The sequence below is a fragment of the Intrasporangium mesophilum genome (genome assembly GCF_054783095.1).
The window spans coordinates 215,743-241,560 of sequence record NZ_BAAGRF010000058.1; the positions used below are offsets into that span (position 1 = coordinate 215,743).

The 25,818-nt window shown below is 71.9% G+C and carries 23 protein-coding genes; 9 read left to right on the top strand and 14 right to left on the bottom strand.

What is annotated here, in order from left to right; all coding sequences use genetic code 11:
- Complete coding sequence (locus ACYVLP_RS26300) at positions 1 to 1,149, bottom strand: YlbL family protein (RefSeq protein ID WP_460630230.1); 1,149 nt, start codon at positions 1,147 to 1,149, stop codon at positions 1 to 3.
- Positions 1,146 to 1,583 (bottom strand): molybdenum cofactor biosynthesis protein MoaE, encoded by a 438-nt coding sequence (locus ACYVLP_RS26305; RefSeq protein WP_460630231.1) that lies wholly within the window; start codon positions 1,581 to 1,583, stop codon positions 1,146 to 1,148. Before ACYVLP_RS26305 ends, ACYVLP_RS26300 begins: the two co-directional genes overlap by 4 nt.
- A gap of 181 nt (positions 1,584 to 1,764) precedes the next feature.
- Between ACYVLP_RS26305 and ACYVLP_RS26310 the strand changes: the two genes are divergently transcribed.
- Positions 1,765 to 3,567, top strand: a complete 1,803-nt coding sequence (locus ACYVLP_RS26310; protein WP_460630232.1) for a zinc-dependent metalloprotease — start codon at positions 1,765 to 1,767, stop codon at positions 3,565 to 3,567.
- Positions 3,564 to 4,169 carry an NUDIX hydrolase gene (locus ACYVLP_RS26315; RefSeq protein WP_460630233.1) on the top strand — a complete coding sequence of 202 codons (606 nt, stop codon included), beginning with the start codon at positions 3,564 to 3,566 and terminating at the stop codon, positions 4,167 to 4,169. Before ACYVLP_RS26310 ends, ACYVLP_RS26315 begins: the two co-directional genes overlap by 4 nt.
- Positions 4,170 to 4,249: 80 nt before the next feature.
- On the opposite strand, the gene ACYVLP_RS26320 is transcribed toward ACYVLP_RS26315, so the two are convergent.
- On the bottom strand, positions 4,250 to 4,801 hold the full coding sequence (locus ACYVLP_RS26320) for a YgjP-like metallopeptidase domain-containing protein (RefSeq protein WP_460630234.1): 552 nt from the start codon (positions 4,799 to 4,801) through the stop codon (positions 4,250 to 4,252).
- Between the two features lie 233 nt (positions 4,802 to 5,034).
- On the opposite strand from ACYVLP_RS26320, the gene ACYVLP_RS26325 reads away from it, so the two are divergent.
- From ACYVLP_RS26325 to ACYVLP_RS26335, 3 genes are all read left to right on the top strand, one after another.
- Entirely contained in the window at positions 5,035 to 5,196 is a 162-nt protein-coding gene (locus ACYVLP_RS26325; protein ID WP_010849458.1) for a DUF5679 domain-containing protein, read from the top strand.
- 229 nt (positions 5,197 to 5,425) lie between these two features.
- A complete protein-coding gene (locus ACYVLP_RS26330; protein ID WP_460630235.1) occupies positions 5,426 to 6,457 on the top strand; it encodes a hypothetical protein in 1,032 nt (343 codons plus the stop codon).
- A 67-nt stretch (positions 6,458 to 6,524) separates the two neighbouring features.
- A complete protein-coding gene (locus tag ACYVLP_RS26335; protein WP_460630236.1) occupies positions 6,525 to 7,862 on the top strand; it encodes an ABC1 kinase family protein in 1,338 nt (445 codons plus the stop codon).
- 59 nt (positions 7,863 to 7,921) lie between these two features.
- Here the strand turns inward: ACYVLP_RS26335 and ACYVLP_RS26340 are convergent, their stop codons facing one another.
- The 6 genes from ACYVLP_RS26340 to ppk2 all read right to left on the bottom strand — a co-directional run bounded on the left by ACYVLP_RS26340 (position 7,922) and on the right by ppk2 (position 12,534).
- A complete protein-coding gene (locus tag ACYVLP_RS26340) occupies positions 7,922 to 8,116 on the bottom strand; it encodes a hypothetical protein (protein ID WP_460630237.1) in 195 nt (64 codons plus the stop codon).
- Positions 8,117 to 8,373: 257 nt separating this feature from the next.
- The gene (locus tag ACYVLP_RS26345; protein WP_452269381.1) at positions 8,374 to 8,508 is read right to left on the bottom strand and encodes a hypothetical protein; all 135 of its coding nucleotides are present in this window, start codon (positions 8,506 to 8,508) and stop codon (positions 8,374 to 8,376) included.
- An 87-nt stretch (positions 8,509 to 8,595) separates the two neighbouring features.
- A complete protein-coding gene (locus tag ACYVLP_RS26350) occupies positions 8,596 to 8,883 on the bottom strand; it encodes a WhiB family transcriptional regulator (protein ID WP_452269380.1) in 288 nt (95 codons plus the stop codon).
- A 274-nt stretch (positions 8,884 to 9,157) separates the two neighbouring features.
- Positions 9,158 to 9,418 (bottom strand): hypothetical protein, encoded by a 261-nt coding sequence (locus ACYVLP_RS26355; protein WP_460630238.1) that lies wholly within the window; start codon positions 9,416 to 9,418, stop codon positions 9,158 to 9,160.
- A gap of 138 nt (positions 9,419 to 9,556) precedes the next feature.
- Positions 9,557 to 11,698 carry an ATP-dependent DNA helicase UvrD2 gene (locus ACYVLP_RS26360; protein ID WP_460630370.1) on the bottom strand — a complete coding sequence of 714 codons (2,142 nt, stop codon included), beginning with the start codon at positions 11,696 to 11,698 and terminating at the stop codon, positions 9,557 to 9,559.
- Entirely contained in the window at positions 11,695 to 12,534 is an 840-nt protein-coding gene (gene ppk2, locus ACYVLP_RS26365) for a polyphosphate kinase 2 (RefSeq protein WP_460630239.1), read from the bottom strand. Before ppk2 ends, ACYVLP_RS26360 begins: the two co-directional genes overlap by 4 nt.
- A gap of 90 nt (positions 12,535 to 12,624) precedes the next feature.
- On the opposite strand from ppk2, the gene ACYVLP_RS26370 reads away from it, so the two are divergent.
- Positions 12,625 to 12,885: a mycoredoxin gene (locus tag ACYVLP_RS26370; RefSeq protein ID WP_452269377.1), complete on the top strand. Its 261-nt coding sequence runs from the start codon at positions 12,625 to 12,627 to the stop codon at positions 12,883 to 12,885.
- A 49-nt stretch (positions 12,886 to 12,934) separates the two neighbouring features.
- On the opposite strand, the gene nudC is transcribed toward ACYVLP_RS26370, so the two are convergent.
- Positions 12,935 to 13,870 carry an NAD(+) diphosphatase gene (gene nudC / locus ACYVLP_RS26375; protein WP_460630240.1) on the bottom strand — a complete coding sequence of 312 codons (936 nt, stop codon included), beginning with the start codon at positions 13,868 to 13,870 and terminating at the stop codon, positions 12,935 to 12,937.
- Between the two features lie 93 nt (positions 13,871 to 13,963).
- Between nudC and ACYVLP_RS26380 the strand changes: the two genes are divergently transcribed.
- A complete protein-coding gene (locus tag ACYVLP_RS26380) occupies positions 13,964 to 15,508 on the top strand; it encodes a phosphotransferase (RefSeq protein ID WP_460630241.1) in 1,545 nt (514 codons plus the stop codon).
- Positions 15,509 to 15,694: 186 nt separating this feature from the next.
- Here ACYVLP_RS26380 and ACYVLP_RS26385 read toward each other — a convergent pair whose 3' ends face one another.
- The 4 genes from ACYVLP_RS26385 to moeB all read right to left on the bottom strand — a co-directional run bounded on the left by ACYVLP_RS26385 (position 15,695) and on the right by moeB (position 24,607).
- Complete coding sequence (locus tag ACYVLP_RS26385) at positions 15,695 to 19,135, bottom strand: UvrD-helicase domain-containing protein (RefSeq protein WP_460630371.1); 3,441 nt, start codon at positions 19,133 to 19,135, stop codon at positions 15,695 to 15,697.
- Between the two features lie 2 nt (positions 19,136 to 19,137).
- The gene (locus ACYVLP_RS26390; protein WP_460630242.1) at positions 19,138 to 22,365 is read right to left on the bottom strand and encodes an ATP-dependent helicase; all 3,228 of its coding nucleotides are present in this window, start codon (positions 22,363 to 22,365) and stop codon (positions 19,138 to 19,140) included.
- 333 nt (positions 22,366 to 22,698) lie between these two features.
- A complete protein-coding gene (locus tag ACYVLP_RS26395; protein WP_460630243.1) occupies positions 22,699 to 23,412 on the bottom strand; it encodes an MGMT family protein in 714 nt (237 codons plus the stop codon).
- A gap of 16 nt (positions 23,413 to 23,428) precedes the next feature.
- Positions 23,429 to 24,607, bottom strand: coding sequence for a molybdopterin-synthase adenylyltransferase MoeB (moeB, locus tag ACYVLP_RS26400; protein ID WP_460630244.1), 1,179 nt, complete (start codon positions 24,605 to 24,607; stop codon positions 23,429 to 23,431).
- A gap of 139 nt (positions 24,608 to 24,746) precedes the next feature.
- On the opposite strand from moeB, the gene ACYVLP_RS26405 reads away from it, so the two are divergent.
- Together ACYVLP_RS26405 and ACYVLP_RS26410 are read left to right on the top strand one after the other, a co-directional pair.
- Entirely contained in the window at positions 24,747 to 25,385 is a 639-nt protein-coding gene (locus ACYVLP_RS26405) for a TetR/AcrR family transcriptional regulator (RefSeq protein WP_460630245.1), read from the top strand.
- Positions 25,386 to 25,439: 54 nt separating this feature from the next.
- Positions 25,440 to 25,661, top strand: a complete 222-nt coding sequence (locus ACYVLP_RS26410) for a DUF3107 domain-containing protein (protein WP_452269369.1) — start codon at positions 25,440 to 25,442, stop codon at positions 25,659 to 25,661.
- Positions 25,662 to 25,818 lie beyond the last annotated feature (157 nt).

A 25,818-nucleotide genomic window follows, 5' to 3' on the forward strand; every position in this document is an offset into this window, starting at 1 on the left:
TCAGCAGTGCGGCAGCGAGCCCGTGTTGCCCTTGGCGATGGCCTCGACCGCGGTCCTGGCATCGTCGAAGGTCGAGACCTTGACGACGTCAAGCCCGTCGGGGATGTGGCCCACCACCTCGTTGCAGTTGTCCGCGGGAGCGAGGAAGTAGGACGAGCCACCAGCCCGGGCGCCGGCCAGCTTCTGCCTGATGCCACCGATCGGGCCGACGTTCCCCTGGTCGTCGATCGTGCCGGTGCCAGCGATGTCCTTGTCCCCAGCGAGCGGGCCAGGGGTGAGCTTGTCGTAGATCCCGAGCGAGAACATCAGCCCGGCCGACGGTCCGCCGATGGATCCGGCGTCGATCTTCACGGTCGCCGGGAAGTCGTGGTCGATCCCGAGCAGCACCCCGAGGGCGGTGCGTCCACCCTGCCCTTCGATCGTGGGCACATCGACGGTGACGTCCTTGCCGTCTCGGCTGACGCGGATCTTCACGGACTCGCCCGGCTTGACCTGCTGAAGTGCGTCGCGGACGCTCTGGGCCGAGGTGATGGGCGTGTCCCCCACCTGCTCGAACCTGTCCTTGGGCTTGAGCAGACCCTTGGCCTTCGAGGCGTCGGTGAGACCGCCGACGACGATGTGCGTCGGGACGTCCTTGCCGATCCCTCGCAGCGCCACCGCAGTGGCCTCCTCCTGCGAGCCCTCCATCTGGATGGCGTTCTCCTCCGCGACCTGCTCCTGCGTCACAGCGGGATCGAAGACGTCGTCGACCGGGAGGACGTCGCGCGAGGGGTCGATCCAGGCCTGCAGCACGTCCCAGAGGTCGACGGGGTACCCGGGACCGCCCTCCACCCTGACCGTCGTGAAGTTGAGCGCCCCGTTGGTCGGGTACGTGGGCAGGCCGGTGATCGAGATGATCGGCGTCTGCTTGCCGTCCTGGGAGACACCGAGGGTGTTCTGCGTAGGGCCGGGGCTCATGACGGCATACGGCAGGTGGATGAGCGACCCCGCGACGATGATCGCCAGGAGCCCGAAGAACACCCCGAGGACGACCTTGTTGCCGCGGGTGAGCCGCCCGGAGCTGTCCCGGTATGCCGGTGGGCCGGCCTCGTCGGACACGGGCAGGTCCGTGCCGGACGGCTGCTCCGGCACGCGCTTGATCGTCTTCACGGCAGCCCGACCCACTCGTCGGCGCCGTCGGCGAACTGCTGGTGCTTCCAGATCGGCACCGTCGCCTTGAACTCGTCGATGAGCTCGCGGCATACCTCGAAGGCCTCGCCGCGGTGCTCGGCGCTCACTCCGACGACCACGGCGATGTCGCCGACCGTCAGGTGGCCGACGCGATGCACCACCGCGATCCGGACTACGCGGCCGTCGGCGGCGAGCTTCTCGGCGACCGATCGCGCCGTGTCCGCCGCCTGCGGATGCGCGCTGTAGTCGAGGTGGACGACGCCCTTGCGGTCGTTGGGGCCACCATGCCCGTCGTGGTCCCTTACCGTCCCCACGAACAGGCACGTGCCTCCGGCTCGAGCGTCTGAGACGCTCGCGAGCACCTCGTCGACCGACAGAGGCGCTTCACGGATCTCGGCAAGGGTGACCGTCACGCCCGCAATGGTAAGCCGCGATCGTGTGTGCCCGGCCCCCACCGCAACGGCGCCGCGAGTCGTGCGGGGATGCGCGACCGGAAGCAGCGTGACCGCCGTCCTTCTGCCGGGGAACCAACGTGCGCGATCCGTGGTTGTCTTGGGTGTAGCAGCAACTTCTGTCGAGTGGGGATGAGCAGCGATGGCCGACGACCGCGGACGCGGGGACGACGACAGCCGCAACGACGAGCGCGACGAGGCCGGTGACGGTCCCGACGAGGAGTCGCAGGGTCCCGGCACGGGCGGGCGCGCTCCGGGTGAGTCGCCGTTCGGCCTGCCGCTGCGAGGGCGAGGCGGGTTTGACCCATCCCAGTTCGACCCGTCCCAGTTCGACCCGTCCCAGCTTGACCCGTCGCAGTTCTCCGGGGCCGACCTGGGCGCGATGCTCGAGCACGTCCTCGGGGAAGCCGCGCAGAACCCTGAGCTCGCCGAGGCGATGCGCAGCATGGGCGTGGACCCGCGCGACCCGGCGACCCAGGCGGCGATGCGGGCTCAGCTGAGCACGTTCATGGCGGCGCAGCAGTCTCCGACCGGATCTCGTGACCTGGCCACCGAGGTCGCGCGGCGGCATGTCCTCGCCATCGAGGGGAACGACGTGCATGACGGCGCCGCCGCCCGTGCGGTGGCCGACGCTGTGGCCGTGGCCACGCTCTGGCTCGACGAGTACACGACGCTCGCCGCTCCTGCCTGGCGCGCCAACGGGCTCAGCCGCGCGGAGTGGGTCGAGGCGACGATGCCGCGATGGTTCGAGCTCATCGAGCCGGTCTCGGACGGCGTCACGGCGGCGACCTCCGAGGCCCTGCGCAAGCAGGTGGGCGAGCTCGGCCCGGAGGCGTTCGGCGACGCCCTGCCCCCGGGCCTGCCCGAGGGGTTCAACCCACGCGACATGGTGGAGCAGTGGGCCCCGATGCTCGGCAACCTCAGCCGTCAGATGTTCGCGGCCCAGCTCGGCCAGGCTGTCGGCACGCTGGCCACCGAGGTCGTGAGCGGCACCGAGGTCGGCCTGCCGCTGACCGAGCCGGGCCTCGTGGCGCTGCTGCCCGGCAACGTCGAGACCCTGGCCGACTCCCTCGAGATCGACATCGCGCAGGTGCGCCTGTACCTCGCCGTGCGCGAAGCGGCCCGGGTCCGGCTGTTCTCCGAGGTGCCCTGGCTCGGCCCGCAGCTGCTGTCCGCGGTGTCCGACTACGCGCGCAACATCACGATCGACACCGAGGCCATCGAGTCCGCCTTGTCGACCATCGACCCGTCCGACCCCGAGGCACTGCGTGCCGCCCTGCAGGGCAACCTCTTCCGTCCGCATCCGACCCCGGCCCAGCAGGCGGCCCTCGACCGGCTCGAGACGCTGCTGGCCCTCGCCGAGGGCTGGGTGGACCACGTGACCGACCGCGCCACGTCGCGCCACCTGCCCCAGTCGGCCGCGCTCGCAGAGACGATCCGACGCCGCCGGGTCGGAGGCGCCGCCCAGAAGACCTTCGCGGGTCTGGTGGGCCTCGAGCTGCGCCCGCGGCGGCTTCGTGACGCTGCCAACCTTTGGGCGGCCCTCGAGAATGCCGGCGGCGCCACGCTGCGCGACGGTCGCTGGGCCCATCCCGACCTTGCGCCGACATCGGCCGACCTCGACGACCCGATCGGCTTCGTCGAGCGCGTCACAGGCGGGGGCGCCACGCTCGAGGGCGTGCCCAGCGACGCGCTGGGCTCGCCCGAGCTCGGCACCGACCTCGACTCGGTGCTGCGGGGCATCCTGGAGGAGGCCGAGCGCAGCCGGCCCACCGGCGGGACCGACGAGGCCAGGGAGACCCGGGATGCCGGGGAGACCCGAGATTCCGGGGTGACCCCGGAGACCGGGGAGACGGGCGACGACGGCGAGGCCGGCACGACCGGTGCGCAGGGCGGCGGCTCACCCGACGACCCGACGGCGGGCGGCCCGGGCTCGGCCCGGTGAGCTCGGAGGCATCTGCGCGCAGCGTCCCGGCGCCCGAGCCCGTCAGGTCCGGCTGGGAGCGGCTGCATGCCGATGCCGTGGCTCGGCTCGAGGGGTGGTCCGCGCCCGACGCCCAACAGGAGCAGCTGCGGGTGGACTTCCTGCGCCACCTTCGCCGCCACGCGGACGCCATGGCCAGGTCAGGCCCGCCCGCGCACCTCACCGGCAGCGTCATCGTGCTCGACGAGGCGGGCGAAGCCGCCCTGCTGACCCACCATCGGCGGGCGCGGCAGTGGTTCCAGTTCGGTGGCCACTACGAGCTCGGAGACGCCTCCGTGTGGCATGCGGCGATGCGCGAGGCCCGCGAGGAGTCAGGTGTGGCGTACGTCACTCCGCTGCCCGAAATCGCCCAACTTGACCGACATGTTCTCGTGGGCGACTTCGGCACCTGCCAGGAGCATCTGGACATCCGGTTCGCGGCCGTGGCGCTCCGGTCGGCGGGGCCGGCCGTGAGCTCCGAGTCGATCGACGTCCGGTGGTGGCCCGTGAACGCGCTTCCGTCGGGGACACGGGACGAGCTCGGCCCGCTCGTCGAGGCGGGCCTGCGGCTGACCCGGCGCTGAATGCGAGGCTCAGCGGGCGCCTGCAGGAGCAGGGCGAAAGCACGCCCAGCGTGCGCCCCACGCACCGCCCTGCGTGGTGCTCACTCGTCGCTGAACCCGAGCCCGGCGGCCGCGGACACTCCCTGTAGGTAGCCGCGTGCCCGCTCGAGCCGCGGATAACCACGCAGGAGCTCCCAGAACTCGGGACCGTGGCCCGGCTGCAGCAGGTGGGCCAGCTCGTGCAGGAGGACGTAGTCCACGACCCACGTCGGCATGCCGCGGAGCTTGTCGGACAAGCGAATCGAGCCCTCCGCAGGCGTGCAGGAGCCCCATCGGGAGTTCTGGTTCGTCACCCACCGGACACTCGTGGGGACAGCACGTCCGCCGAGGTGGTCGCGGGACAGCTCGAGAGCGCGCCGCCCGAGGTCGTCATCGCTGCGCTGGCGGCGCTGCTCGGAGGCCGCCACGCGGGCCACCATGGTGCGCACCCACTCGCCCTCCTCGGCCCGGCTCATCCGCGCCGGGACGAGCACCACGAGGCGCCCCTCCTGACGGTAGGCAGAGACCGTGCGGCGACGCTTGGCGCTGCGGCGCACCTCGACGGTGACCCCGTCGACCACCGTGTGCACCACCTCGCGCCGCGCCACTGCCATGAGGGCAGGGTAAGCCAGCGCGGCGACAACGTCCCGCACCGTGTGCCGGAACCTCGGTGGACGCCCGCCGAGGCCCGATATGTTGTGGTTTGCGGATGGGGGGCCGCCACCGGCATACCGCATGCCGAACAGGCGCGCCCAGCGGGGATGAGCATGAATTCGTGCTCAGGGTGCTCTAGGGTTGAACGAGTCGAGGCGCCCGTCGGATGGGCGCCAGCTACAAGGAGACACCAATGGCTGACGAGACCTACAAGGGCGAGTTCTACTGCGTGAAGTGCAAGGCCAAGCGCGAGGCCGAGGGCAAGGTTGTCGTGTCCGACAACGGTCGTCGCATGGCCAAGGGCCAGTGCCCCGTCTGTGGCACGAACCTCAACCGCATTCTGGGCAAGGCCTGATCGGGTCGCGACGGCGTCGCTGACGCCGGTGACGAGGGGGCGGGACCAGCGCGGTCCCGCCCCCTCGTGCGTCCGGGGTCTCGCGTCCCCGACACGCGTCCCCGACACGCGTCCCCGACCCGCGTCCAGCAGACACCCTGCCGAGGCTGTGGACGAGGCTCGCACGCCCGCTCTCGAGCCTGCGAGCCTGACGGACGGCGGTGATCCGCACCGTCGGTCGGGAGGTCCCATGTCCACAGTCGCTCTGCCCCGCCGGCCACGGGTGCCGATCTGGCTGCGCCCGCTGACGCGCCCCTCGGGTGAGGTCCAGTTCGGCGTGCTCCCCGGCGGCCCGATCGTCGGCGGCGCCAGCAGCGCCGAGGTGCGCCTGCTGTCCGGTCTGGACGGCGGCCTCTCGCTCGACGCGACGTACGAGCGGGCCCGCGCGTCAGGAGTCTCCCGTAGCCGCTGGCGAGAGCTGCTCACCCTGACGACCCGGCTGGGCGTCCTCGTGGACGCTGACGAGCCCGTTCGCGGGCTCGGACCCCCGTCGTCCCTCGCGGCCGTCGCCGAGCCGTATGCCGCCCTGCTGCGGGTCGTCGTGGACGGCGCCGGCCCGGTGGCCGCCGAGATCGCCGCCGTGGTCGGATCGTGCGCCGGAGTGACGGCCGTGCACGACCGCGCCGACGTCGACGGCGTGATCGCCGACCCGGCCGGCCAGCGACCCGACCTGGTGGTCCTCGTCGGATCGCCCCTCGTCGACCCGCGCCGCGGCAACCTCTGGCTGCGTCATTGCATACCTCATCTGCCGGTCGCGACCGCGGGGCCGCACACGACGGTCGGGCCCCTCGTCGACGGGTCTGCGGCTGCGCCGTGCCTGTGGTGCCTCGACCAGCATCGGGCAGACCGCGACGAGGCCTGGCCGACGGTCCTGGCCCAGGCGACCCCCGATCTCCAGCGAGGGCGAGAGCCACGCCCAGAGCCACCGCGTCCGTCTGCAGCGGTGCCACCAGTGGCGATGGCGGAGGGCGTTCACGACAGGCTCCCTCCAGGCTTGGGGCAGCTCGTGGCGGGGACGGTGGCGCTGTTCGTGTCCCGCCTTGCCGAGGGCCAGCTGCCGCCGCGTGGTGTGTCAGTGGACGTCAGCCTGCCGTGGCCGCGCATGGACCACCGGCGCTGGGGCCCACATCCCCTGTGTCCGGCTCATCTCGAGGCCCGTCAGGAGGCGGAGTGGCCACCGGCCTTGGGGACAGAGCGTCCGGCCGGGCTCGGGAGGCTCTAGAGTCGAGGCAGGGGTGGTCCCACCTGCCCCGGCCCCGAGCTCCCGAGCCCGCCCGAGGAGGTGCGCCGTGACCGACCTGCCCCGCAAAGCCGTCGTGCGCACCGCCAAGCTCGCCTCGGTGCCGATCGGTTTCGCCGGGCGCACCGCGCTGGGCATCGGCAAACGCCTCGGTGGCCGGCCTGCCGAGCTCGTCGCGGCCGAGCTCCAGGCGCGCACGGCGCAGCAGCTCTTCCAGGTGCTCGGAGAGCTCAAGGGCGGCGCGATGAAGTTCGGGCAGGCGCTGTCGATCTTCGAGGCGGCGTTCCCCGAGGAGGTCGCGGTCCCCTACCGGGCGCTGCTCACCAAGCTGCAGGACAGTGCGCCTCCGATGCCCACGACGTCGGTCCACGAGGTGATGCGGGCCGACTTCGGCTCCCGCTGGCGGAGCCGGTTCCAGTCGTTCGACGACCACCCGGTCGCCTCGGCGTCCATCGGCCAGGTGCACCGCGCCGTGTGGAGCGACGGCCGGGACGTCGCCGTCAAGATCCAGTACCCCGGTGCCGGTGCCGCGCTGATGAGCGACATCCGGCAGATCTCCCGCGTCGCGAAGGTGGCCGCCGGCTGGATCCCTGGGCTCGACATCGCCCCGATCCTCGACGAGCTGCGCGACCGCATGGCTGAGGAGCTCGACTATCGCCTCGAGGCAGAGTCGCAGGACGCCTTCGCCACCGGCTTCGCCGGCGACCCCGACTTCAGCATCCCGGCCGTCGTCGAGGGGCACCAGCACGTCATCGTCTCGGAGTGGCTCGAAGGTGTTCCGCTGTCGCGCATCATCGCCGAGGGCACGCAGGAGCAGCGCGACCACGCCTCTCAGCTCTACCTCGAGTTCCTGCTCGCCGGGCCGGCCCGGGTGGGTCTGCTGCACGCGGACCCGCACCCGGGCAACTTCCGGATCACGCCCGACGGCAGGCTCGGCGTCATCGACTTCGGTGCGGTGAACCGGCTGCCCGACGGCATGCCGCCCGAGATCGGCCTGCTGCTCACGATCGGTCTCGAGGGCGGCAGCTCCGACGAGGTCCTCGACGGGCTGCGCGAGATCGGGTTCGTCAAGTCCAACATCGACCTCGACGCCGACCGCCTGCTGGACTATCTCGAGCCGTTCATGGCGCCGTTCCGCAGTGACGAGTTCACCTTCAGCCGCGACTGGCTGCGGGGCGTGTTCGCCCTCATCAACGACCCACGACAGCCCAACTATGCCGTCGGGTACAAGCTGAACCTCCCGCCGGAGTACCTCCTGATCCACCGGGTCTGGGGTGGGGGCATCGGCGTGCTCAGCCAGCTGGGTGGCACGGTCCAGGGCCGGGCGCTCGTCGACGAGCTGCTCCCCGGTGCAGACCTGCCACCGGTCGGGTCACCGGTGGAGTGACACGCTGACCAGCCGACGAGGCGGGCGCCGGGACCTGCTCGGGCCGCGCCGTCGCGGCGTCACCACCAGACGGGGTCGAGCTTGCTCTCGATCGAGCGGAGGTTCTCGCGGCTGCATCGCTCGCACGTCCAGGTGGTGCGGTCGCCCTCGCTGCTGCGGCTCCAGGTGAGCCGGGCGGTGGGCTGGTCGTCAGGAGCAGGAATCGTGCCACAGCTCGCGCAGACGAGCACCGGAACAAGTTCTGAGGTGTCCATGGGGTTCTCCCTTCCCTCTACCTGAGTATCCGTCGCGGCGCCTGATTCGTTTCACGCCGACACGCTGATGACATGGAGACGCCACCCGACTGTTATCGAACCGGCAGCGGATGGCGATGGGTGTGCGGGCCTTCGAGCGGGGCCAGGTGCAGCGCGCTACCGGCCCCGGGAACGCGAAACCGCGGGTGACGTGCGCGTCACCCGCGGCTTGCTCACTCGGTTCGGTTGTGGGTCTGGTTGCCCTGCCGGGCGTTGGGTCACTTCTCGTTGTGACGTCGACTCGACCGGATCTGCTGGGCGATCAGCCGGGCGCTGCGACGGATGCCGCTGCGGTCCTGGCGATGCGATCGCTCCTGGATCTGGTTGCGAGCCAGCATTTCGAGCTGGTTCATGACGATCTCCTGATCTACGGACTGGGATGTGTTCGGGGGCCTGTGGCGTGCTGAACATGCGGGGGTCACATCGGTGTGTGCGCCGGTTCAGGCAGCCACGGGGTGCTTACGGGGACGGCCACGCGGCCGCTTGCGAGCCACGACCGCGCCCTGGACGAGCAGCTGCCCGCCCCAGACGCCCCACGGCTCCTGACGCTCGAGGGCGCCGGCGAGGCACTGGACCCGCGCCGGGCAGAGCCCGCACAGGGTCTTGGCGAACTCGACGTCCTCGGGTCGCTCGGCGAACCATAGCTCCGCTTCGTAGTCGCGGCACGGGATGGTCTCGCCGACCTGCTCAGCATGTGTCCCCAGGTCAAGCAGTTCGCTCAGCTGCATCGTTCTCACCTCCGTCTCGGGTGCGCCCTGCGGCGGGCGCTCCCTCTCACTCATGTCTGGTCTGGCTCGAAGCCCGGCACCGGTGGTGCGGGTCTCGGTCCTGCTGCTCGGCATCCGGGGAGTCATGGGTGTCCCTGTCTGTCTGGCACCGGTCTGGTGCTGTCCTGGTGACTTGTCGTTACTTCGGTGGAGCGGCAAAAGTGTTCGGAGAAACACGAAGGCCGCGGACCCGGTGATGTCGGGTTCGCGGCCTGGAGGTGAGGCGTCTGGTCTGTCAGACCGGTGGCCTCCCAGAGCGGGAGCGAGCGACATCGGAGGGCTTGTAGTTCGGGTCGAACGTGAGTGCGGCGGCGACAGAGATGTCCCCCTGAACGGGGACAGTGACGCCGGACATACGACCCTCGCGGGCGGCGATGGACACAGTGGTCCCCTGGCCCAGGGCGTGGGTGTCCGCAAGACGGATCTGGCCGGCAGCGCGCGGACGCACGGAAAGGACGCAGGACGCTGCGCTCATCGTCATCGTGGTGATGCTCATTGCCGACCCTCCTTACTCTTGCTCGCGGACCCCAGCTGGCCACCTGAGCCACTGGGCTTGACTTCGTCAAGGGTACGCGGGGCGCTCTCGCACGAACAACTTATTTATCGAAGTTTCCGGAACTTTTTTCAGAAGTCCCTACGCCTCAGCGGATTCCCTTGCGCCAGAACGGCTTTCGAGAACATCTTCGGCTGTGGCGCCACCGATGAGCGCCAGGACGTCGCCGCCGTACTGCTCGAGCTTGCGCGCTCCGACCCCACTGATGGCCGCGAGCGCGGACTCGTCCCGGGGCCCCGCCTCGGCGATCGCGGTCAGCGTCGCATCCGTGAAGACGACGTATGCCGGCACGCTCGCCTCCCGGGCGACGGCCAGGCGCCAGGCCCTGAGCCGGTCGAACGTCGCGGTGTCGTAGGTCGGCGGACAGTCGTCGCAGCGGCCGGTCTTGCGCTGGGCCGCGGTGACGAGCTCCGTGCCGCAGCCGCGGCAGTGCGAGACGCGGGCCACCTTCGGGGCCGACCGGCGGCCGCCGGACGGCCGGCCTTCGGTGCGCGCTCCCTGACCGAGGATGCCGGCGGCCGGGGCGAGGAAGCGGGAGACCCGTCTCGTGCTACGCGCCCCGGGCGTGCGTGCCCCCGACCACGAGACGAACAGCTGGCGTCGGGCTCGAGTGAGCCCGACGTAGAGGAGCCGGCGCTCCTCCTCGATGGCGTCGACGCCCTCGGCCATCGAGATCGGGATCAGCCCGTCGGACGCGCCGACGAGGAAGACCGTGTCCCACTCCAGCCCCTTGGCCGCGTGCAGGCTGGCGAGCGTCACGCCCTGGACCGCCGGGGCGTGCTGCTCTGCGGCTCGCCGGTCCAGCTCGGCGACCAGCTCGGGCAGGCGTGCGTCGGGCATCGCCGCCGCGAGGTCGTCGGCGAGGGTCGCCACTGCAGCGAGCGACTCCCACCGCTCACGCGTCGCGCCGCCGGCTGGGGGCTCGGGCGACCAGCCGGCGCCGGTGATGACGTCGCGGGTGAGCTCGCCCAGGGGCTTGTCACCGGCGTCGCTCCGGGCGGCACCGCGTAGCAGCAGGATCGCGTCGCGGACCTCCTTGCGGGCGAAGAACCGCTCGCCACCGCGGACGAGGTACGGCACACCCGCCTCGGCGAGGGCGGACTCGAAGGCCTCCGACTGCGCGTTGGTGCGGAACAGCACGGCAATCTCTGCCGCCTCGTGGCCGGCGTCGGTCATCGACCGGATGCGCGCCGCCACCGCCGCGGCCTCCGCCGGGTCATCAGCGTGGGTCTCCAGCACCGGCGCCGGACCGGCAGGGCCCTGGGCCACCAGGCGCACAGCCCCGTCTCGGGCCGCCTGCGTGCCCGACCCGACGATGGTGTTGGCCAGGGCCACGATCTGCGGCGACGAGCGGTAGTTGCGCACGAGGCGGACGACCTGGGCACCCTTGAACCGCTTCGGGAACCCCACGAGGTGGCGCGGGCTGGCTCCCGTGAAGGAGTAGATGGTCTGGGCCGGGTCACCCACGACACACAGGTCGTCGCGGTCGCCGAGCCAGAGGTCGAGCAGGCGCTGCTGGAGGTCGTTGACGTCCTGGTACTCGTCGACGACGAACTGGCGGTACTGCCCGCGGACCATCCGGGCGATGTCGTCCCGCTCGTCGAGGATCCCGACCGTCAGCAGCAGGACGTCCTCGAAGTCGATGACACCCCGGCGCTGCTTGACCTCCTCGTACGCCTCGAACAGGCGAGCCATCGCGGTGAGGTCGAGCCCGGGAGGCTCACGGCGCTCCTCGCGGGCGCGGGCGGCATACGACTGGGGGGTGAGCAGGTTGACCTTGGCCCACTCCACCTCGGCGGCGAGGTCGCGGATCGTCGTGCGGTCGAACTGCATGCGCAGGCGTGAGGCAGCCTCGGCGACGGCCGGCGCCTTGTGGCTCATCACCTCGGGGGCGGCGCCGCCGACGGCCTGCGGCCAGAAGAAGTGAAGCTGGCGCAGGGCGGCAGCGTGGAACGTGCGTGCCTGCACGCCCTGGACGCCCAGGCCCCGGAGGCGGGCGCGCATCTCGCCCGCAGCGCGGGCCGTGAACGTCAGCGCAAGGACGCGCTGCGGCTGCTGCGCGCCGGAGTGGACGGCATACGCGATGCGGTGCGTGATGGCGCGGGTCTTGCCGGTGCCCGCACCGGCAAGGATGCACAGCGGGCCCGCGGGCGCGCTCGCGACCTCCCGCTGCTCGGGGTCGAGCCCGGCGAGGATGTCGTCGGCGGACGGTGCAGGGCTCAGGACCGATCACCCACCGCAGCCGTCCTGAGCGCGGCGGCGTGGTCCGGGACGTAGTTCTGCGCCTCCTGGGGTGGGCGTTCGTACCCGCGCGGCGCGGGCCGCGCCGGGACCGGGGGCACGTCGGGGGAGATCTGCTCGTGCGGGATCGAGGTCAGCAGGTGGCTCATGACGTTGATCCGGGAGCTGCGCTTGTCCTCGGACTCGACGACGAACCACGGCGCGAAGTCGGTGCTGGTGGCCGCCATCATGACGTCCTTGGCCTTGGAGTAGTCCTCCCACCGGGTGATCGACTCGAGGTCCATCGGCGAGAGCTTCCACTGGCGCATCGGGTCCTTGGCCCGCGAGCGGAAGCGCTTCTCCTGCTCGGCGTCGGACACGCTGAACCAGTACTTGCGCAGGATGATCCCGTCGTCGACGAGCATCCGCTCGAACATCGGCGCCTGCGCGAGGAAGCGGTGGTACTGCTCGTCGGTGCAGAAGCCCATCACCCGCTCGACACCGGCGCGGTTGTACCACGACCGGTCGAACAGCACGATCTCCCCGGCGGTCGGCAGGTGGGCGACGAAACGCTGGAAGTACCACTGGCCACGCTCGCGCTCCGTCGGCGCCGGGAGGGCCGCGATGCGCGCCACGCGCGGGTTGAGGTACTGGGTGATCCGCTTGATCGCCGAGCCCTTCCCCGCGGCGTCGCGGCCCTCGAACACGACCACCACGCGCTCCCCGGTCGCCCGCACCCACTCCTGGAAGGACACAAGGTCTGCCTGGAGGCGAGCGAGCTCAGCCTCGTAGATCTCGACCGGCAGCCGCTTGGGTCGTTTTGCGCCGTGACGTGCCATGGAGTCATCCTTGCACCGAGGGATGACGGCCGTGAGGGCCATCCACGATCCCCGCGCAGCGCCCGCTCAGGGCACCAGAGAAGGAACCCGATGCCGAAGGTGACGCCCGACGAGGGCTCGATCACGATGTTCACGACCGTGTGGTGCGGCTACTGCACGCGCCTCAAGGGCCAGCTCACCCGCGAGGGCGTGTCCTTCACCGAGATCGACCTCGAGGCCAACCCGGAGCACGTCGACTTCGTCGAGAGCGTCAACGGGGGCAACCGCACCGTCCCCACGGTCGTGTTCCCCGACGGCTCGGCCGCGACCAACCCATCGCTTGCCGAGGTGCGCGCCCGCCTCGCGAGCTGACCCCTCCCAGCCGGGTGGCGCTCGACGCAACCGATGCGGACGGCGCCGGTCAGGTCGGGCGGGTGACGACCGACTCCACTGTCTGTCCGAGCCAGCGCTCGATGATCCGCTTGGCGATCGAGATGCCGCTCGGTGTGCGGATCTCGTCCGCACGCAGCAGGTCGCGGTAATCCGCTCGCGTGACCCACCGTGCCTCGGCCATCTCGACCGGGTCGAGCGTGAGATCGGTCTGCCTCGTGGTCGCCGCGAACCCGATCATCACCGACGACGGGAAGGGCCACGGCTGGTTGCCGAGGTAGCGCGCATCGTCGATGGCGATCCCGACCTCCTCGGCCACCTCGCGAGCGACGGCCGACTCGAAGGACTCCCCCGGCTCCACGAACCCGGCCAGCACCGAGAACCTCCCCGGCGGCCAGTGGGCGCCTCGACCGAGCAGCAGCCGGTCCTGCGGGTCGACGACCGACATGATGACGGCCGGGTCGGTCCGCGGGTAGTGTTCGCTGCCGTCGGCGACGCAACGGCGCACCCACCCTGCCTGGACGGCCTCGGTCCGCGCGCCACAGCGCGGACAGTGTCCGTGGGTCGAGTGCCAGTTGGCGAGCGCGAGCGCCGTCGTGAACACTCCGGCGTCGCGCGCACTGAGCGCCTCCCCGGCTTGCCTGAGGTTGAGCCAACCGTCACCGGCGGGGTCGACGGCTTCCGCGCCCTCTGGCACGACGACGCCGACGTATGCCGTCCCGCCAGCATCGCGACCGAGGTGCACCCCCAGCCGCCCCAGGTCGTCGGGCCGGGGCGATCGCAGGTCGAGCGACAGCGACCCGAGGCCGTCCTCGACGACGTGGAGGCGCTCGCCCCTGACCTCCGCCACGCGAGTCGCTGGGTCGGCCAGCAGCTCGGCGAGCACACCCTCCCGCACGCGCTCCTCGGCAACCCGGTCGAGAGAGCTGCGGGACAGTGCGAGATCGGTCAGGGTGTCGTCGCTCACGGCCACGACTCACACCCTAGGACGCGCGCAAGCGGCGGGGCCGGGGCCCCGGACGTCCCACGATCTCCGCGCCACGCGGCATACCGTTGAGAGGTGACGCGCACCCCGCTGTTCCTCGCCGCCTTGGCGAGCTCGGCCGTGCCGGGGCTGGACCCCGTGTCGGTCGAGGGCGTGGCGACGCGTCCGGACGGGCTCTTCGAGGTCGCGTACGTGCAGGACTCGCAGGACCGGCTCTGGGTCGTCAAGGCACCCCGCACGCCCGCGGCCGGCGCCATGCTCGACGACATCACGATGCTCTGCCAGCTGCTGGGACGGCGGCTCGATGTCGCGGTGCCGATGTTCCGCGGCCACGCACCCGTGCCGGAAGGGCGCGCCGCCGTCTACCTGCGGGTCCCGGGCCGGCCGCTGGACTTCGCGGGCCTCGGGCCGGGTCCGCTCGCGGCCGAGCTGGGGCGGACGCTGGCACATGTCCACAACCTCGAGCACCTGCTCTACGAGGAGGCCGGACGCCCGACGTACGACGCCGAGGCGCACCGACACCGACGACTCTCCGACCTCGACCGCGCCGCCGCGACCGGGCATGTGCCGACCGGCCTGCTCACCCGGTGGGAGCGGATGCTCGAGGACGTGTCGCTGTGGCGGTTCGCTCCCGCGACCGTGCACGGCAGCTTCACCGGCGACAATCTGCTCGCCTCCTTCGACGACGACCAGGACGACGCGAGCGGACATGTGCGCGGGGTGCTCGCCTGGGAGCAGTCGCGGGTGGGCGACCCCGCCGACGACTTCGCCGCGCTCGTCGCGCTCGCACCACCGGAGACTCTCGACTCCGTCCTCGAGGCCTATGCCCAGTCGAGGGTCGAGCGACCGGACGTCAACCTCGTGCACCGGGCGCGGCTCGCCGCTGAGATGGCGCCGTTGGCCACCCTGCTGCACGCGCTCGCCTCGGGACTGCTGCCTCTGGTCGAGCGCACGGCCGACGAGCTGCGTGCCCTCGACGAGAGGGTCGAGGACGACGACCGCCGCCACGCCGAGGAGGACGCCGCCCGAAGCGAGCGCACCCGCCGGGCCAAGGAGCGCGCCCTGCTCGCGGCCACCATCGACCCCGACGACCCGGAGCAGCCGCTGCCGGACTGGGACGCGACCCAGCCGCACTCGCCGTTCCCGATGCTCGGTGAGACGCAGTACATCGAGATGTATGCCTGGCTCACCGACGACGACCCGTCGACGGCGGCCACGGCCGAGGACCTGCCCGAGTGGTCGGAAGAATCCGACGAAGCGGACCCGTCCAACGCTGATCCGGCCGCCGCCGATCCGCCCGCCGCCGATCCGCCCGCCGCCGATCTGTCCAGCGCCGACCCGTCCGGGCCCTCGACGGCGGTGTGGGACTCGCCGGACCGGCCTGGCGACCCATCCGCCGAGGCGACGCCCGACGGTATGGGCCGCCCGCGTCTGGGGGTCGTCCGCGACACCGGGGCGCCAGTCCCCTACGTCAGTCCTAGCGACAGAGATGGCGCCGCCTTCGAGATCGACGAGGTCGAGGCACTGCCGGACGAGCTCGACGGGGTGCTCGACCTGCACGAGGGTGCGTCCGACTTCGTGCGCATCACCGACCGCCGCCACGGCGACCACGCCTCCTGACCACCCCTCGCCTACGGCCGTAGCGTCGATCAGCCGGACCCGGGCTCTGGCGCAAGGTATGCAGCATCTGGTGGTGAACACCCCCGCGACGTGCAGACCTTCCGACAACCCATCCGACGCGGACTGTGGTCACCTGCGGCGCGCGGTCGATCGGCCGTTCCGCCGAGGTCGATCGGCCGTGCTCGCTCAGTCGGGGACGGTGCGGAGCAGGGTGACGAGGTCGGCCTCGCCAGGGACCCTCGGCCGGACGGTGACTCCCTCGCCCGCGTAGTAGAACGCCGCGTCCACTCGCGCAGGGTCGACGCCGCGCAGCCGGGCGAAGGCGACGGCGTAGGCGGCGAGCTGAAGGGCGCGGACACTCGCATCGCGCCCCGTCGGCTTGGCACCCGTCTTCCAGTCGACGACCGTCCACCCGCCGTCGTCGCGCCCGAAGACCGCATCGACCCGGCCGCGCACCGCGATGCCGTCGATGACGGTCTCGATGGACAGCTCGATCTCCTCGGGGATCCGGTCGGCCCACTCGCTCGAGAGGAAGTGCTGCTTCATCACCTCGAGGTCGGAGTCGTCTGCCGCGCCCTCGTCAGCACTGCCGGGCAGGTCGAACAGGTCGACGATCGCGGCGCGCGAGTAATGCTGCTCGACCCAGGTGTGGAAGGCGGTCCCCAGGCGCGCCGCGACGGCGGGTGGGCTGGGCATCGGACGACGCAGCGTCATGGCGAAGGCCTCGACGTCGCGGGCGAGGGAGACGACTGCGGATGCGGACAGATGGCGCGGCACATCGACCACGGGCTCGGACGTGTCGCGCCTGGCCGCACGCTCGGCCAGGAGCACACGAAGGTCATCGACGCGCGGATCGCCCTGTGGCACAACGGGGCCCGACTCAAGTGCGGCGCGCAGCAGCCGTCCTGCACCGACCAGCGCGGCGCGTCTGGCCGCCATCGGGTCGTGCGGCCACCGGGCCGACACCGGCTCGGCCAGGTGCGGGTTGGACGGGGCAGACGCCTTCCCGCGGTCGTCCAGCAGAGGCTCTGGCGCCGGGTGCCACGCGGTTCGCACCACGCGGTCGGGCAGCGCATCGCAGACCTCGAGCAGGAAGCGCGACGGCACCGACAGGGTCTTCTTCGCCGCTCCCCAAAGGTGGCAGGTGAGCAGCATCGCCGTCCGCGCGCGGGTCAGGGCGACGTACGCGAGCCGGCGCTCCTCGGCGATGGCGTGGCGTCCGCCGTCGAGGACGAACTCGTCGATGGCGGTGCTGAGAGCCTTTCGGTCGGGCGCACCGCGCCAGTCGAGGTGTGGCAGCCCGTCGCGGTCGCCCCGCAGGTCGTAGGGCAGCGAGTCGAGGCCGACGAGCCAGCCCTTGTCCTTGACGTCGCCGGAGCAGGCGTACTCGACCGGGTCGCTGCCCTCGATGACCGCGACCGAGGTCGTGGCCGAGTGGGCCGGAAACACGCCCTCGACGAGTGTCGGGATGGCGACGACGTCCCACTCCAGGCCTTTGGCGGCGTGCACCGTGAGCACTTGGACCGCGTCGGCATCTGACTCCACGTGGCCCGCGTCCAGGCCCCGCTCCTGCTCTCTGGCGGCGTCGAGCCAGCTCAGGAAGCCGGACAGCGTCGGCCGGTCCGAACTGGTCGCGAACCGGGCCGCGACGTCGGCAAAAGCGTCGAGGTGAACGCGCGCGGTCGACGAGGTGTGCTCGGCGCGGGAGAGCACCTCGATGTCGAGCCCGATCGCCACCTCTGCCTCGGCGACGAGGTCGACAAGCGGTAGCGCGGTCAGCCGGCGCAGGCGACGAACCACGTCAGCCAGCCCATGCAGACGGGACAGCGCCTCGGCGGTGACCGTGGCTCCGTCACGACCTACCCACCCGGCACGCGGCAGGTCGTCCAACGCCTCGACGAGCGTCGCGGTGTCGGCGCTGTCGGCCGCCAGGTCGCTGCCGCGGCGGTCGTCGGCCGAGTCGGGGTCGGCCTGCTCGCCCGCCGTGGCGGCCGGTCCACCGTCGCCAGGAACCGCCCGACCCGGCTCCGCAGTCGCCGGCTCGAACAGGGAGCCTTGCTTGGCCGGCTCGGCGCCCACCCGCCACGGCCGCGAGTGCAGCTCGCGAGCCCACGACCAGAGGCCGGCGAGGTCGGCCGCTCCGAGCCGGACGACCGGCCCGGTGAGCAGCCGCATGAGCTGGTCGCCGCGGGTCGGGTCCTGGACGACCCACAGGGCGGACACGAGGTCGCTCACCTCCGGCGTGACGAGCAGTCCACCCAGGCCCACGACCTCGACGGGCAGCTGCTGACGGCGCAGGGCCTCGAGCACGAGCGGGAAGGAGGAGCGTCGACGGCACAGCACCGCGGCGCTGCGTCCCGTGCGACGGCCGCTCGGGCTGAACCAGTGCGACGCGACCCACTGTGCGACATGGTCGGCCTCCGCCTCAGCCGTCTCGAGCCGTGCGACGTCGATCTGGCCCGCGCCGGCACCCGCTCGTGGGCGCAGCGGCCGGACGTGCTCGGTGGCCAGCGGACCCGCGGTCACGTTCGCCGCCTCGAGGATGGAGCAGTCGTTGCGCCAGCTCGTCGACAGCGGGAGCACCTCTGCCGGACTGTCCGTGCCGAACTGGCGCGGGAAGCGCAGCAGCGTCGTCGCGCTCGCGCCACGCCAGCCGTAGATCGACTGGTTGGGGTCGCCGACCGCGGTCAGGGCGACGTCCGGGTGGTGGAACAGCGAGTGCAGCAGCTCGAGCTGAGCCTCCGACGTGTCCTGGAACTCGTCGAGCAGCACAGCGCGGAAGCGCTCCCGCTCGACGCGCCCGACCGCCGAGTCCGAGCGGGCGAGCCGGGCAGCGAGTGCGATCTGGTCGGCGAAGTCGAGCGACTCCCGCTCGCGCTTGAGCGCCAGGAAGGCCCCCACGATCGGCAGTACCGTGCGGCGCTCGCGCAGCACGGTGATGGCGTCCCTCGCGGTCGTGGTGACGCCTCGCCCCTCGCCGTCCGGCAGCCCCTCGAGCCGTTCGAGCACCGCGTCGAGATGGGCCATCACCTCGTCGGGCGTGCGCACGTGCTCGGCCATCTCGCCCGCGAGAGCCATCACGGCCTGGATCACCGTGGCCTCGCTCTTGACGACGTCGTCCATCGGACCGTCCCAGCGCGCCACGGCCTCGGCGGCCAGCTGCCAGGCCCCGGCCTCGGTGAGCACCCGGAACTCGGGCTCGATGCCGACCCGCAGCGCATGCTCGCGGACCAGCCGGCCGGCATACGAGTGGTAGGTCGACACGGTCGGGGTGCCCCCGAGCACCTCGGCCCCGGTGCCGTCGTCGACGGGTGGCGTCCAGATGCCCGCGCGCTCGAGGCCGCGCAGGCGCTTGGCGATGCGCTGGGACAGCTCAGCCGCGGCCTTACGGGTGAAGGTGAGGCCGAGCACCTGGTCCGCGGCGACGAGGCCGTTGGCGACGAGCCACACGACGCGCGCAGACATCGTCTCGGTCTTGCCCGAGCCGGCTCCGGCCACGACGAGGAGCGGGGCCGGGCCGGCCTCGATGACGGCGGCCTGCTCGTCGGTCGGCGGAGGCATGCCGAGAGCGTGCGCGATGTCGTGCGCCGAATGACGCACAACGACCTCGGGCCGGTCGACGACCATGCTCACAGCGCATCCCCCTCTGGCTGGACGGGGCACGAGGAGCGCACCGGGCACGTCTCGCACGACTTCCCTTGTGCCGCAACGAACTCCGCGGCACCCATGCCATCGGCCGTGGCTTGGACCAGGGCCCGCGCCCAGCCAGGGTCGTCGCTGGAGGACAGAGCCGGCTGGTCGAGGACGCTCGGCTTGAGACCGGAGAGCCCACCCTTGCCGATGAAGACGAGTGCCGCTCCGGCGCTCCGGTCCCCGAGCTCGGGGAACCCGCCCGCCTCGACGGCGACCTGGTACGCGCCCAGCTGGCCGTGGGTGGCGAGCTCGGCTCTGGCCGGCTTGGACTTGCCGGTCTTGAGGTCGACGATGCGCAGCGCTCCGTCGGCGTCCCGCTCGATGCGATCGACCCGGCCCGCGACCACCGCGCGCCCGACCGGCACACGGAAGTCGGTCTCGACGCCGACGCGCTCCCAGCTGCCTTCCGCCCCGTCGCGGTATGCCGTGAAGCGGGCAACCATGTCATACGCCTCCGAGCGCGTCCGCTCGGTCACCCACCCCGGCCGCAGCCCGAGCCGACCCCAGCGGGCGTCGACCTCCGCGCGGAGCTCGTCCAGCGTCGCGTCGGGCAGCTCGGCCACGATGTCGTGGACGAACGTGCCAACCGATGCCGCGCCCAGCGAAACCCCTTCTCCCCCAACAGAAGTCAGGAACCAGCGCAAGCCACACTCGGCGAAGTAGGTGACCTTCGAGGGCGACACGGGGACCGACTCCTCGGGTCGCCGCACGGGGAGATCGCTGGTCACGGACCGCAGCGCCCACCACGAAGCGGGGTCGGCGCCACGGACCCCGGACCGCGCAGCCAGCGCCAGCAACGCCAGGGCCGGCTCGGCTACCCCGGGATCGGGGCTGAGCACCTCCCGCCGCAGCTCACCGACCAGCCCGGGCAGGGTCATGGTGCGCGCGAGCTCGGTGTGCGGGCGGACCTCGTCAGCCATCCGCGGCCCGTCGGGAGGGTCGACGAGGTCGAGATAGACCGAGGGCTGCTCGTCCTCGTTGCCCACCGCGGTGACGAGCAGCCGCTCCGTGGAGCGGGTCACCGCCACGTGGAAGAGACGCGTCTCGTCGTAGCGGACTGCGGCCTGGGCGGCGCGGAATCCGAGGGGCCGCCGCTCCAGCACGTCCACGAGGTCCTCCGACCCGAGGATCGAGCCGCGCAGCCGCAGGTCAGGCCAGGCGCCCTCCTGGACGCCGGCGACGACGACGATGCGCCACTGCCGACCCGCCGCGCTCTGCGGGGTCAGCAGCGCGACGCGACCGCCGCCCTGGCCGCCGACGAGGAGGGTGTCGCCGGGGACGTCCTGCCCGAGGATGTGGTCCAGGAACTTGTCGGGACCTGCCGTGGGGAGACGGTCGACGTACGACGCAGCGGCGTCGAAGAGGGCCAGCACGGCGTCGAGGTCTCGGTCGGCGCGCTCCCCGGCCGGACCTCCAGCGAGGGCGAGGCGACGCCACGACTCCGCGACCCCGGCACCCTCCCAGACCGCCCAGAGGACGGACTCGGCCGTGACGCCCGTAGCCCAGCGCCCCTCCTCGCTGAGGCGGGCCGCGGCGATCCCAGCAGCCAGCGCCTCGCCCACTCGCCACGCCGCCCGGGCTGTGGACCCGAGCGCACGAGCGCGCAACGGATGACGAAGCAGGTCGGCGAGCAGCTCGTCGCTGGACCGCCCTCCTCCGTCGGCCAGCTCCTCCTGCCGCAGCACCCGGCGCAGCCTGCGAAGCCCGACAGTGTCGGAGCCGCCGACCGGCGAGAGCAGGAGGTCGGCCGCGTGGACGGGGTCGACGGCATACGGTTGCCTGGAGTACTCCGCTCGCGCGATGGCCACGCTCTCGCCGAGGACGGCGAGCAGCGGCCGGACCGCGCTCTCGTCGCGGACGGGCATCTCGGCGGTGCCCGCCTCGACCGGCACGCCTGCCTGGCCGAGCTGACGACGCATCGTGTCTGCACGCCCGCTCCCGCGGACGATCACGGCCATGTCGGTCCACGGCACGCCCTCGACGAGATGCGCGCGCCGAAGGAGCGATGCGATGTGGGTACTTTCTTGGGCAACCGAGCGCAGGAGAGCCACCTGGACCACGCCTGTCGCTCCGGCACGCTGCAGCGCGCTGGCCATGCGTCGCTGCTCGCCGCCGCCCAGGGCACCGATCCGTCGTGACACTCGGTCGGCGACACCGGCGAGCGCAGGCGGCAGCCGGTAGGTCTCGTCGAGCACGACCGTGCGGGTCTCGGCTGCGGAGTCGGCAGGCATCGGCAGCCCGGCGCCCAGACGTGCGGGGCGAGGTGTCGCCAGCGACTCCCAGCCGTCCGCAAGGAACCGCGGGTCGGCGCCGCGGAAGGTCTGGACCGCGACGTCCGGGTCACCGAGGAGCACCACCCTCGGGCCCCCGCGGACGACGACGCGCAGCAGGCGCGCGGCCGCCGAGGTCAGCTCCTGGGCCTCGTCGACGACCACGAGGGCGATGCGGTCGCGCAGCCGCGCGAGCGCCGACGGGTCCTCCTCGAGCAGCTCTGCCGCGGCCGTGAGCACCCAGGCGGGGTCGTACGACCCGTGCCTGCTGAAGGAGGTCACCTGGTCGTACTCCCGCAGCACCTGCGCAGCCGCGACCCACTCGGGACGCCCGTGCTCGTCACCGAGCCGTGCCAGGTCGTCGGGCCCCAGGCCCCGCTCGACGGCGCGCATGAGCAGGTCACGCAGCTCGTTGCGGAAGCCGCGGCGGTCGAGCGCGTCGTGCAGCGACTCAGGCCAGTCGGGGCCGGGCACGTCACCGGCCGCATGGCCGGCGAGCAGGTCGCGCAGGATGACGTCCTGCTCGGGCCCGTTGAGCAGGCGAGGTGCAGGGTCGCCACGCAACGCGGCCTCGGCCCGCAGCACCCCGAAGCCGAACGCCTGCCAGGTGCGGGCCAGTGACTCGGTCGACGTGCCGTCCAGGCGCGCCGTCACGCGCTGCCGCAGGCCTGCTGCGGCACTTCGGCTCGACGTGAGCAGGAGGCACGCGTCGGCGCGAACGCCCCGGCGCCGGACAGCGTCGACGACGAGCTCGACGGCGACCGTCGACTTGCCGGTGCCCGGACCGCCGAGCACCCGGAGCACCCGCGCTGTCGAGTCGACCGCCGCCTGCTGTCGCGTCCCCAGACGCACCGCCTCCGACACGAGGGCGGGAGCGCGACGGAGGATGACCACCCAGCGATTCCATCACGCCGAACCGACAATCACATGGCTCGCTCCGCTCGCGTGTCCGGCGCTATTACATGGGCTCGCTCCGCTCGCCGTGCCCGGCGCGCCTTGACGTCCCGCCTTCCCTCCTCGACTCGCTCGCTGACGCTCGCCCTACCTTCTCGCTCGCTCCGCTCGCGTGTCCGGCGCGCCTTGACGTCACGCCTTCCCTCCTCGGCTCGCTCGCTGGCGCTCGCTTTGCTCGTCAGTCCAGGCGCGACGCGCGCCGGACTGGCTCGTCGGTCCAGGCGCGACGCGCGCCGGACCATCACATGGGCTCGCTCCGCGAGCTTCGCCCGCCTACCTAGCTACGAGCTCGACCTCGAACCCCTCGCCGCTCTCGAGGTATGCGGCATAGTGATCGGGCCCTCCGGCATACGGGTGCTTGTCGGCGAACATCAGCGTCCAGCCGCCGGCCTCGCAGTCGGTAGCGACCGCGTCGACCTCAGCGCGCGAACCACCATGGAAAGCAAGGTGGTTCAGGCCGGCGCGCTTGCGCTCGTGGCGCCCGGGAAGCACGTCCGGACCAGCCTCGATGACGACGTAGAGCGGGCCGAGCTCCCACGCCTGCCCGTGGCCCCAGTCGTCGCCGAGCTGGTACCCGAGCCGCCCGAGGAGCCAGCCCCACTCGCTCGCGGCCGCGCCGATGTCCTCGACCCAGATCTCGATGTGGTGCAGCCCGCCGCGCGTGCCGGCGACCTCGCTCGCCAGGGCCGGGATCGCCCAGCGCGCCGACCGCATGTCCGCACGCGCGCCGTCGACGAGCCCCCGGACCATCGGCGTGCCCTCGGCGCGCCAGTGCTCGATCGCGACGGACTCGTGACCCTGCGGTGGGCGACCGTCGGCGCGGATCACACGCCACCACGCCACGTCGGCGCCGTACCGGCTCATCACCGTGCCGACGTTGCGCGCCCCGCCCTCCCCGAGCGACCGCGCGATGTCTCCATAGGCGACGACCCGCCCCGACGGGATGCGCGAGACCACCTCGAGGACCCGCTGCGCGTACTCCTCCATGGCGCTGGGCTCCCCCTCAGTACTCGGGCTGGCTCGGGTCGATCTCCCGGACGTACGCGAGTATGCCGCCCTCGACGTTGGCCACGTCGGTGAACCCCGCGCGAAGCGCGAGACGCGTCGCCTCGGCCGAACGCGCGCCCACCTTGCAGTGGATGAGCACCCGGCGATCGCCGGGGAGCTCGGCGAACGCGTCGCCGGACCGGAAGCGGTCGAGGTGGATCGCCACGGCCCCGGGGATGCTCGCGATCGCCCGCTCCTCGTCCCCGCGGACGTCGACGAGCAGCGGCGGGTGCGCGGCACCCAGCTCCTCGACCATCTGATGCACGGTCACTGTGGGCAGCGCCGCCTCGTCGTGCGCGGCTGCCCCGGGCACGCCGCAGAACTCGACGTAGTCGATGAGCTCGGTCACCGTCGGCTGCTCGCCGCAGACGGGGCAGTCGGGGTCGGCCCGGACGGTGAGGGTGTCCCAGGTCTGGCGCAGCGCGTCGTGGATGAGCAGCCGGCCGGTCAGCGGCTCGCCGATGCCGAGGATGAGCTTGATCGCCTCGGTCGACTGGACCGAGCCGATCGCCGCGCACAGCACACCGAGCACGCCGCCCTCGGCACAGCTGGGAACCGATCCCGGCGGTGGCGGGTCGGGGAACACGCAGCGGTAGCACGGGCCATGCCCCGCCCACCACACGGACACCTGGCCGTCGAACCGCAGGATCGAGCCCCACACGTGCGGCTTGCCGAGCATGACGCAGGCGTCGTTGACGAGGTAGCGCGTGGGGAAGTTGTCGGTGCCGTCGACGACGACGTCGTAGCCGGCGATGATGTCCAGCGCGTTCGACGAGTCCAGAGCGAGGTCGTGGCGCACGACCGACACGTGGGGGTTGACGCGGTGGACGGCCGCCTCGGCGGAGACGGTCTTCGGGCGGCCGATGTCGGCGTCGGAGTGGATGACCTGCCGGTGCAGGTTGGTCAGGTCGACGACGTCCGCGTCGACCACGCCGATGGTGCCGATGCCGGCTGCGGCGAGATAGAGCAGCGCGGGCGAACCGAGGCCACCGGCACCGACGACGAGCACCTTTGCGGCCGCCAGCCGCTCCTGGCCGTCGCGTCCGACATCGGGCAGCAGGACGTGCCGGGCATAGCGCGTCGTCTCGGCGTTGGAGAGGGGTCGACCCGTCTTGACCAGCGGATCCGTCGACATGCCCTCACCGTACTGCTCGGTATGGTGAGAATGGCATCGACGTTCGCTGCGGTGGGCGCCCCGATGTCGACACGCTGTGGCCCTCCACCGAGCCGCACCGCACCACGAAGCACGACGCGATTCGCCTCAGAGGATTCGGATGCCAGAAGAGATCTCCCCCGGCCGTGGCCAGCGGCTGCCGCGCTCGGAGCGCCGCGCCCAGCTGCTCGACGCCGCCCTCGGCGTGTTCGTCGAGAACGGTTACCACGCAGCCGCCATGGACGACATCGCCGCACGGGCAGGGGTCTCCAAGCCGGTGCTCTACCAGCACTTCCCCGGCAAGCTCGAGCTCTACCTCGCCCTCATCGACCAGCACACGGGCGAGCTGGAGCAGCTCGTCCGGGACGCGCTCGCCCTGTCCGACAACAAGGCGCGGATCAACACGATGACGCGCGCCTACTTCGACTTCGTCGGCCAGGAGGGCGCCGCGTTCCGACTGATCTTCGAGTCCGACCTGGCCAACGAGCCCGAGGTCCGGCGACGTCTCGACCAGATCGACCTGACCTGCGCGGAGGCGATGGCCGAGATCATCCGCAGCGAGACGTCGATGACCCAGGAGGAGGCGGTGCTCGTCGGGGTCGCCTTCGTCGGCCTCGCCCAGACGGCGGCACGCCACTGGCTCACCCACGAGGCGACGCTGTCGAAGGAGACCGCGGTCCGCGTCACCAGCTCGCTCATCCGACGTGGGTTCGGCGCCTACCCCAAGGCCCGGGAATCCGTCGGCACGACTGCTGGTTAAGGTGACGACGGGACGCCGGTTGCGCGTCCACTCCGACTGAGAAAGCAGGTAGACGTGGAGGTCCGTATCGGCGTGCAGCACGTGGCACGCGAGATCACCTTCGAGACGACCCTGAGCGCCGACGAGCTCGTCGCCGCCGTCAAGGCCGCACACGAGGCCGACGTCCTGGAGCTGACGGACGACAAGGGCGGGCGCATCATCATCCCGACCGCGTCGCTCGGCTACGTGACCACCGGCGCAGAGAAGAAGGCAGGCGTCGGCTTCGGCGCTCACTGAACCGCGCCACTGAACCGCGCCACTGAACCGCGCCACTGAACGCTCACTGACCGCCCACCGGGCGCTCACGTGGAAGTTCGGGTCCGGCATACGGCTGCTGCGGCGTGCCTGCTGGCCAAGCGTGGTGCCGAACGGGTACGAAGGCAGCGCCAGGATC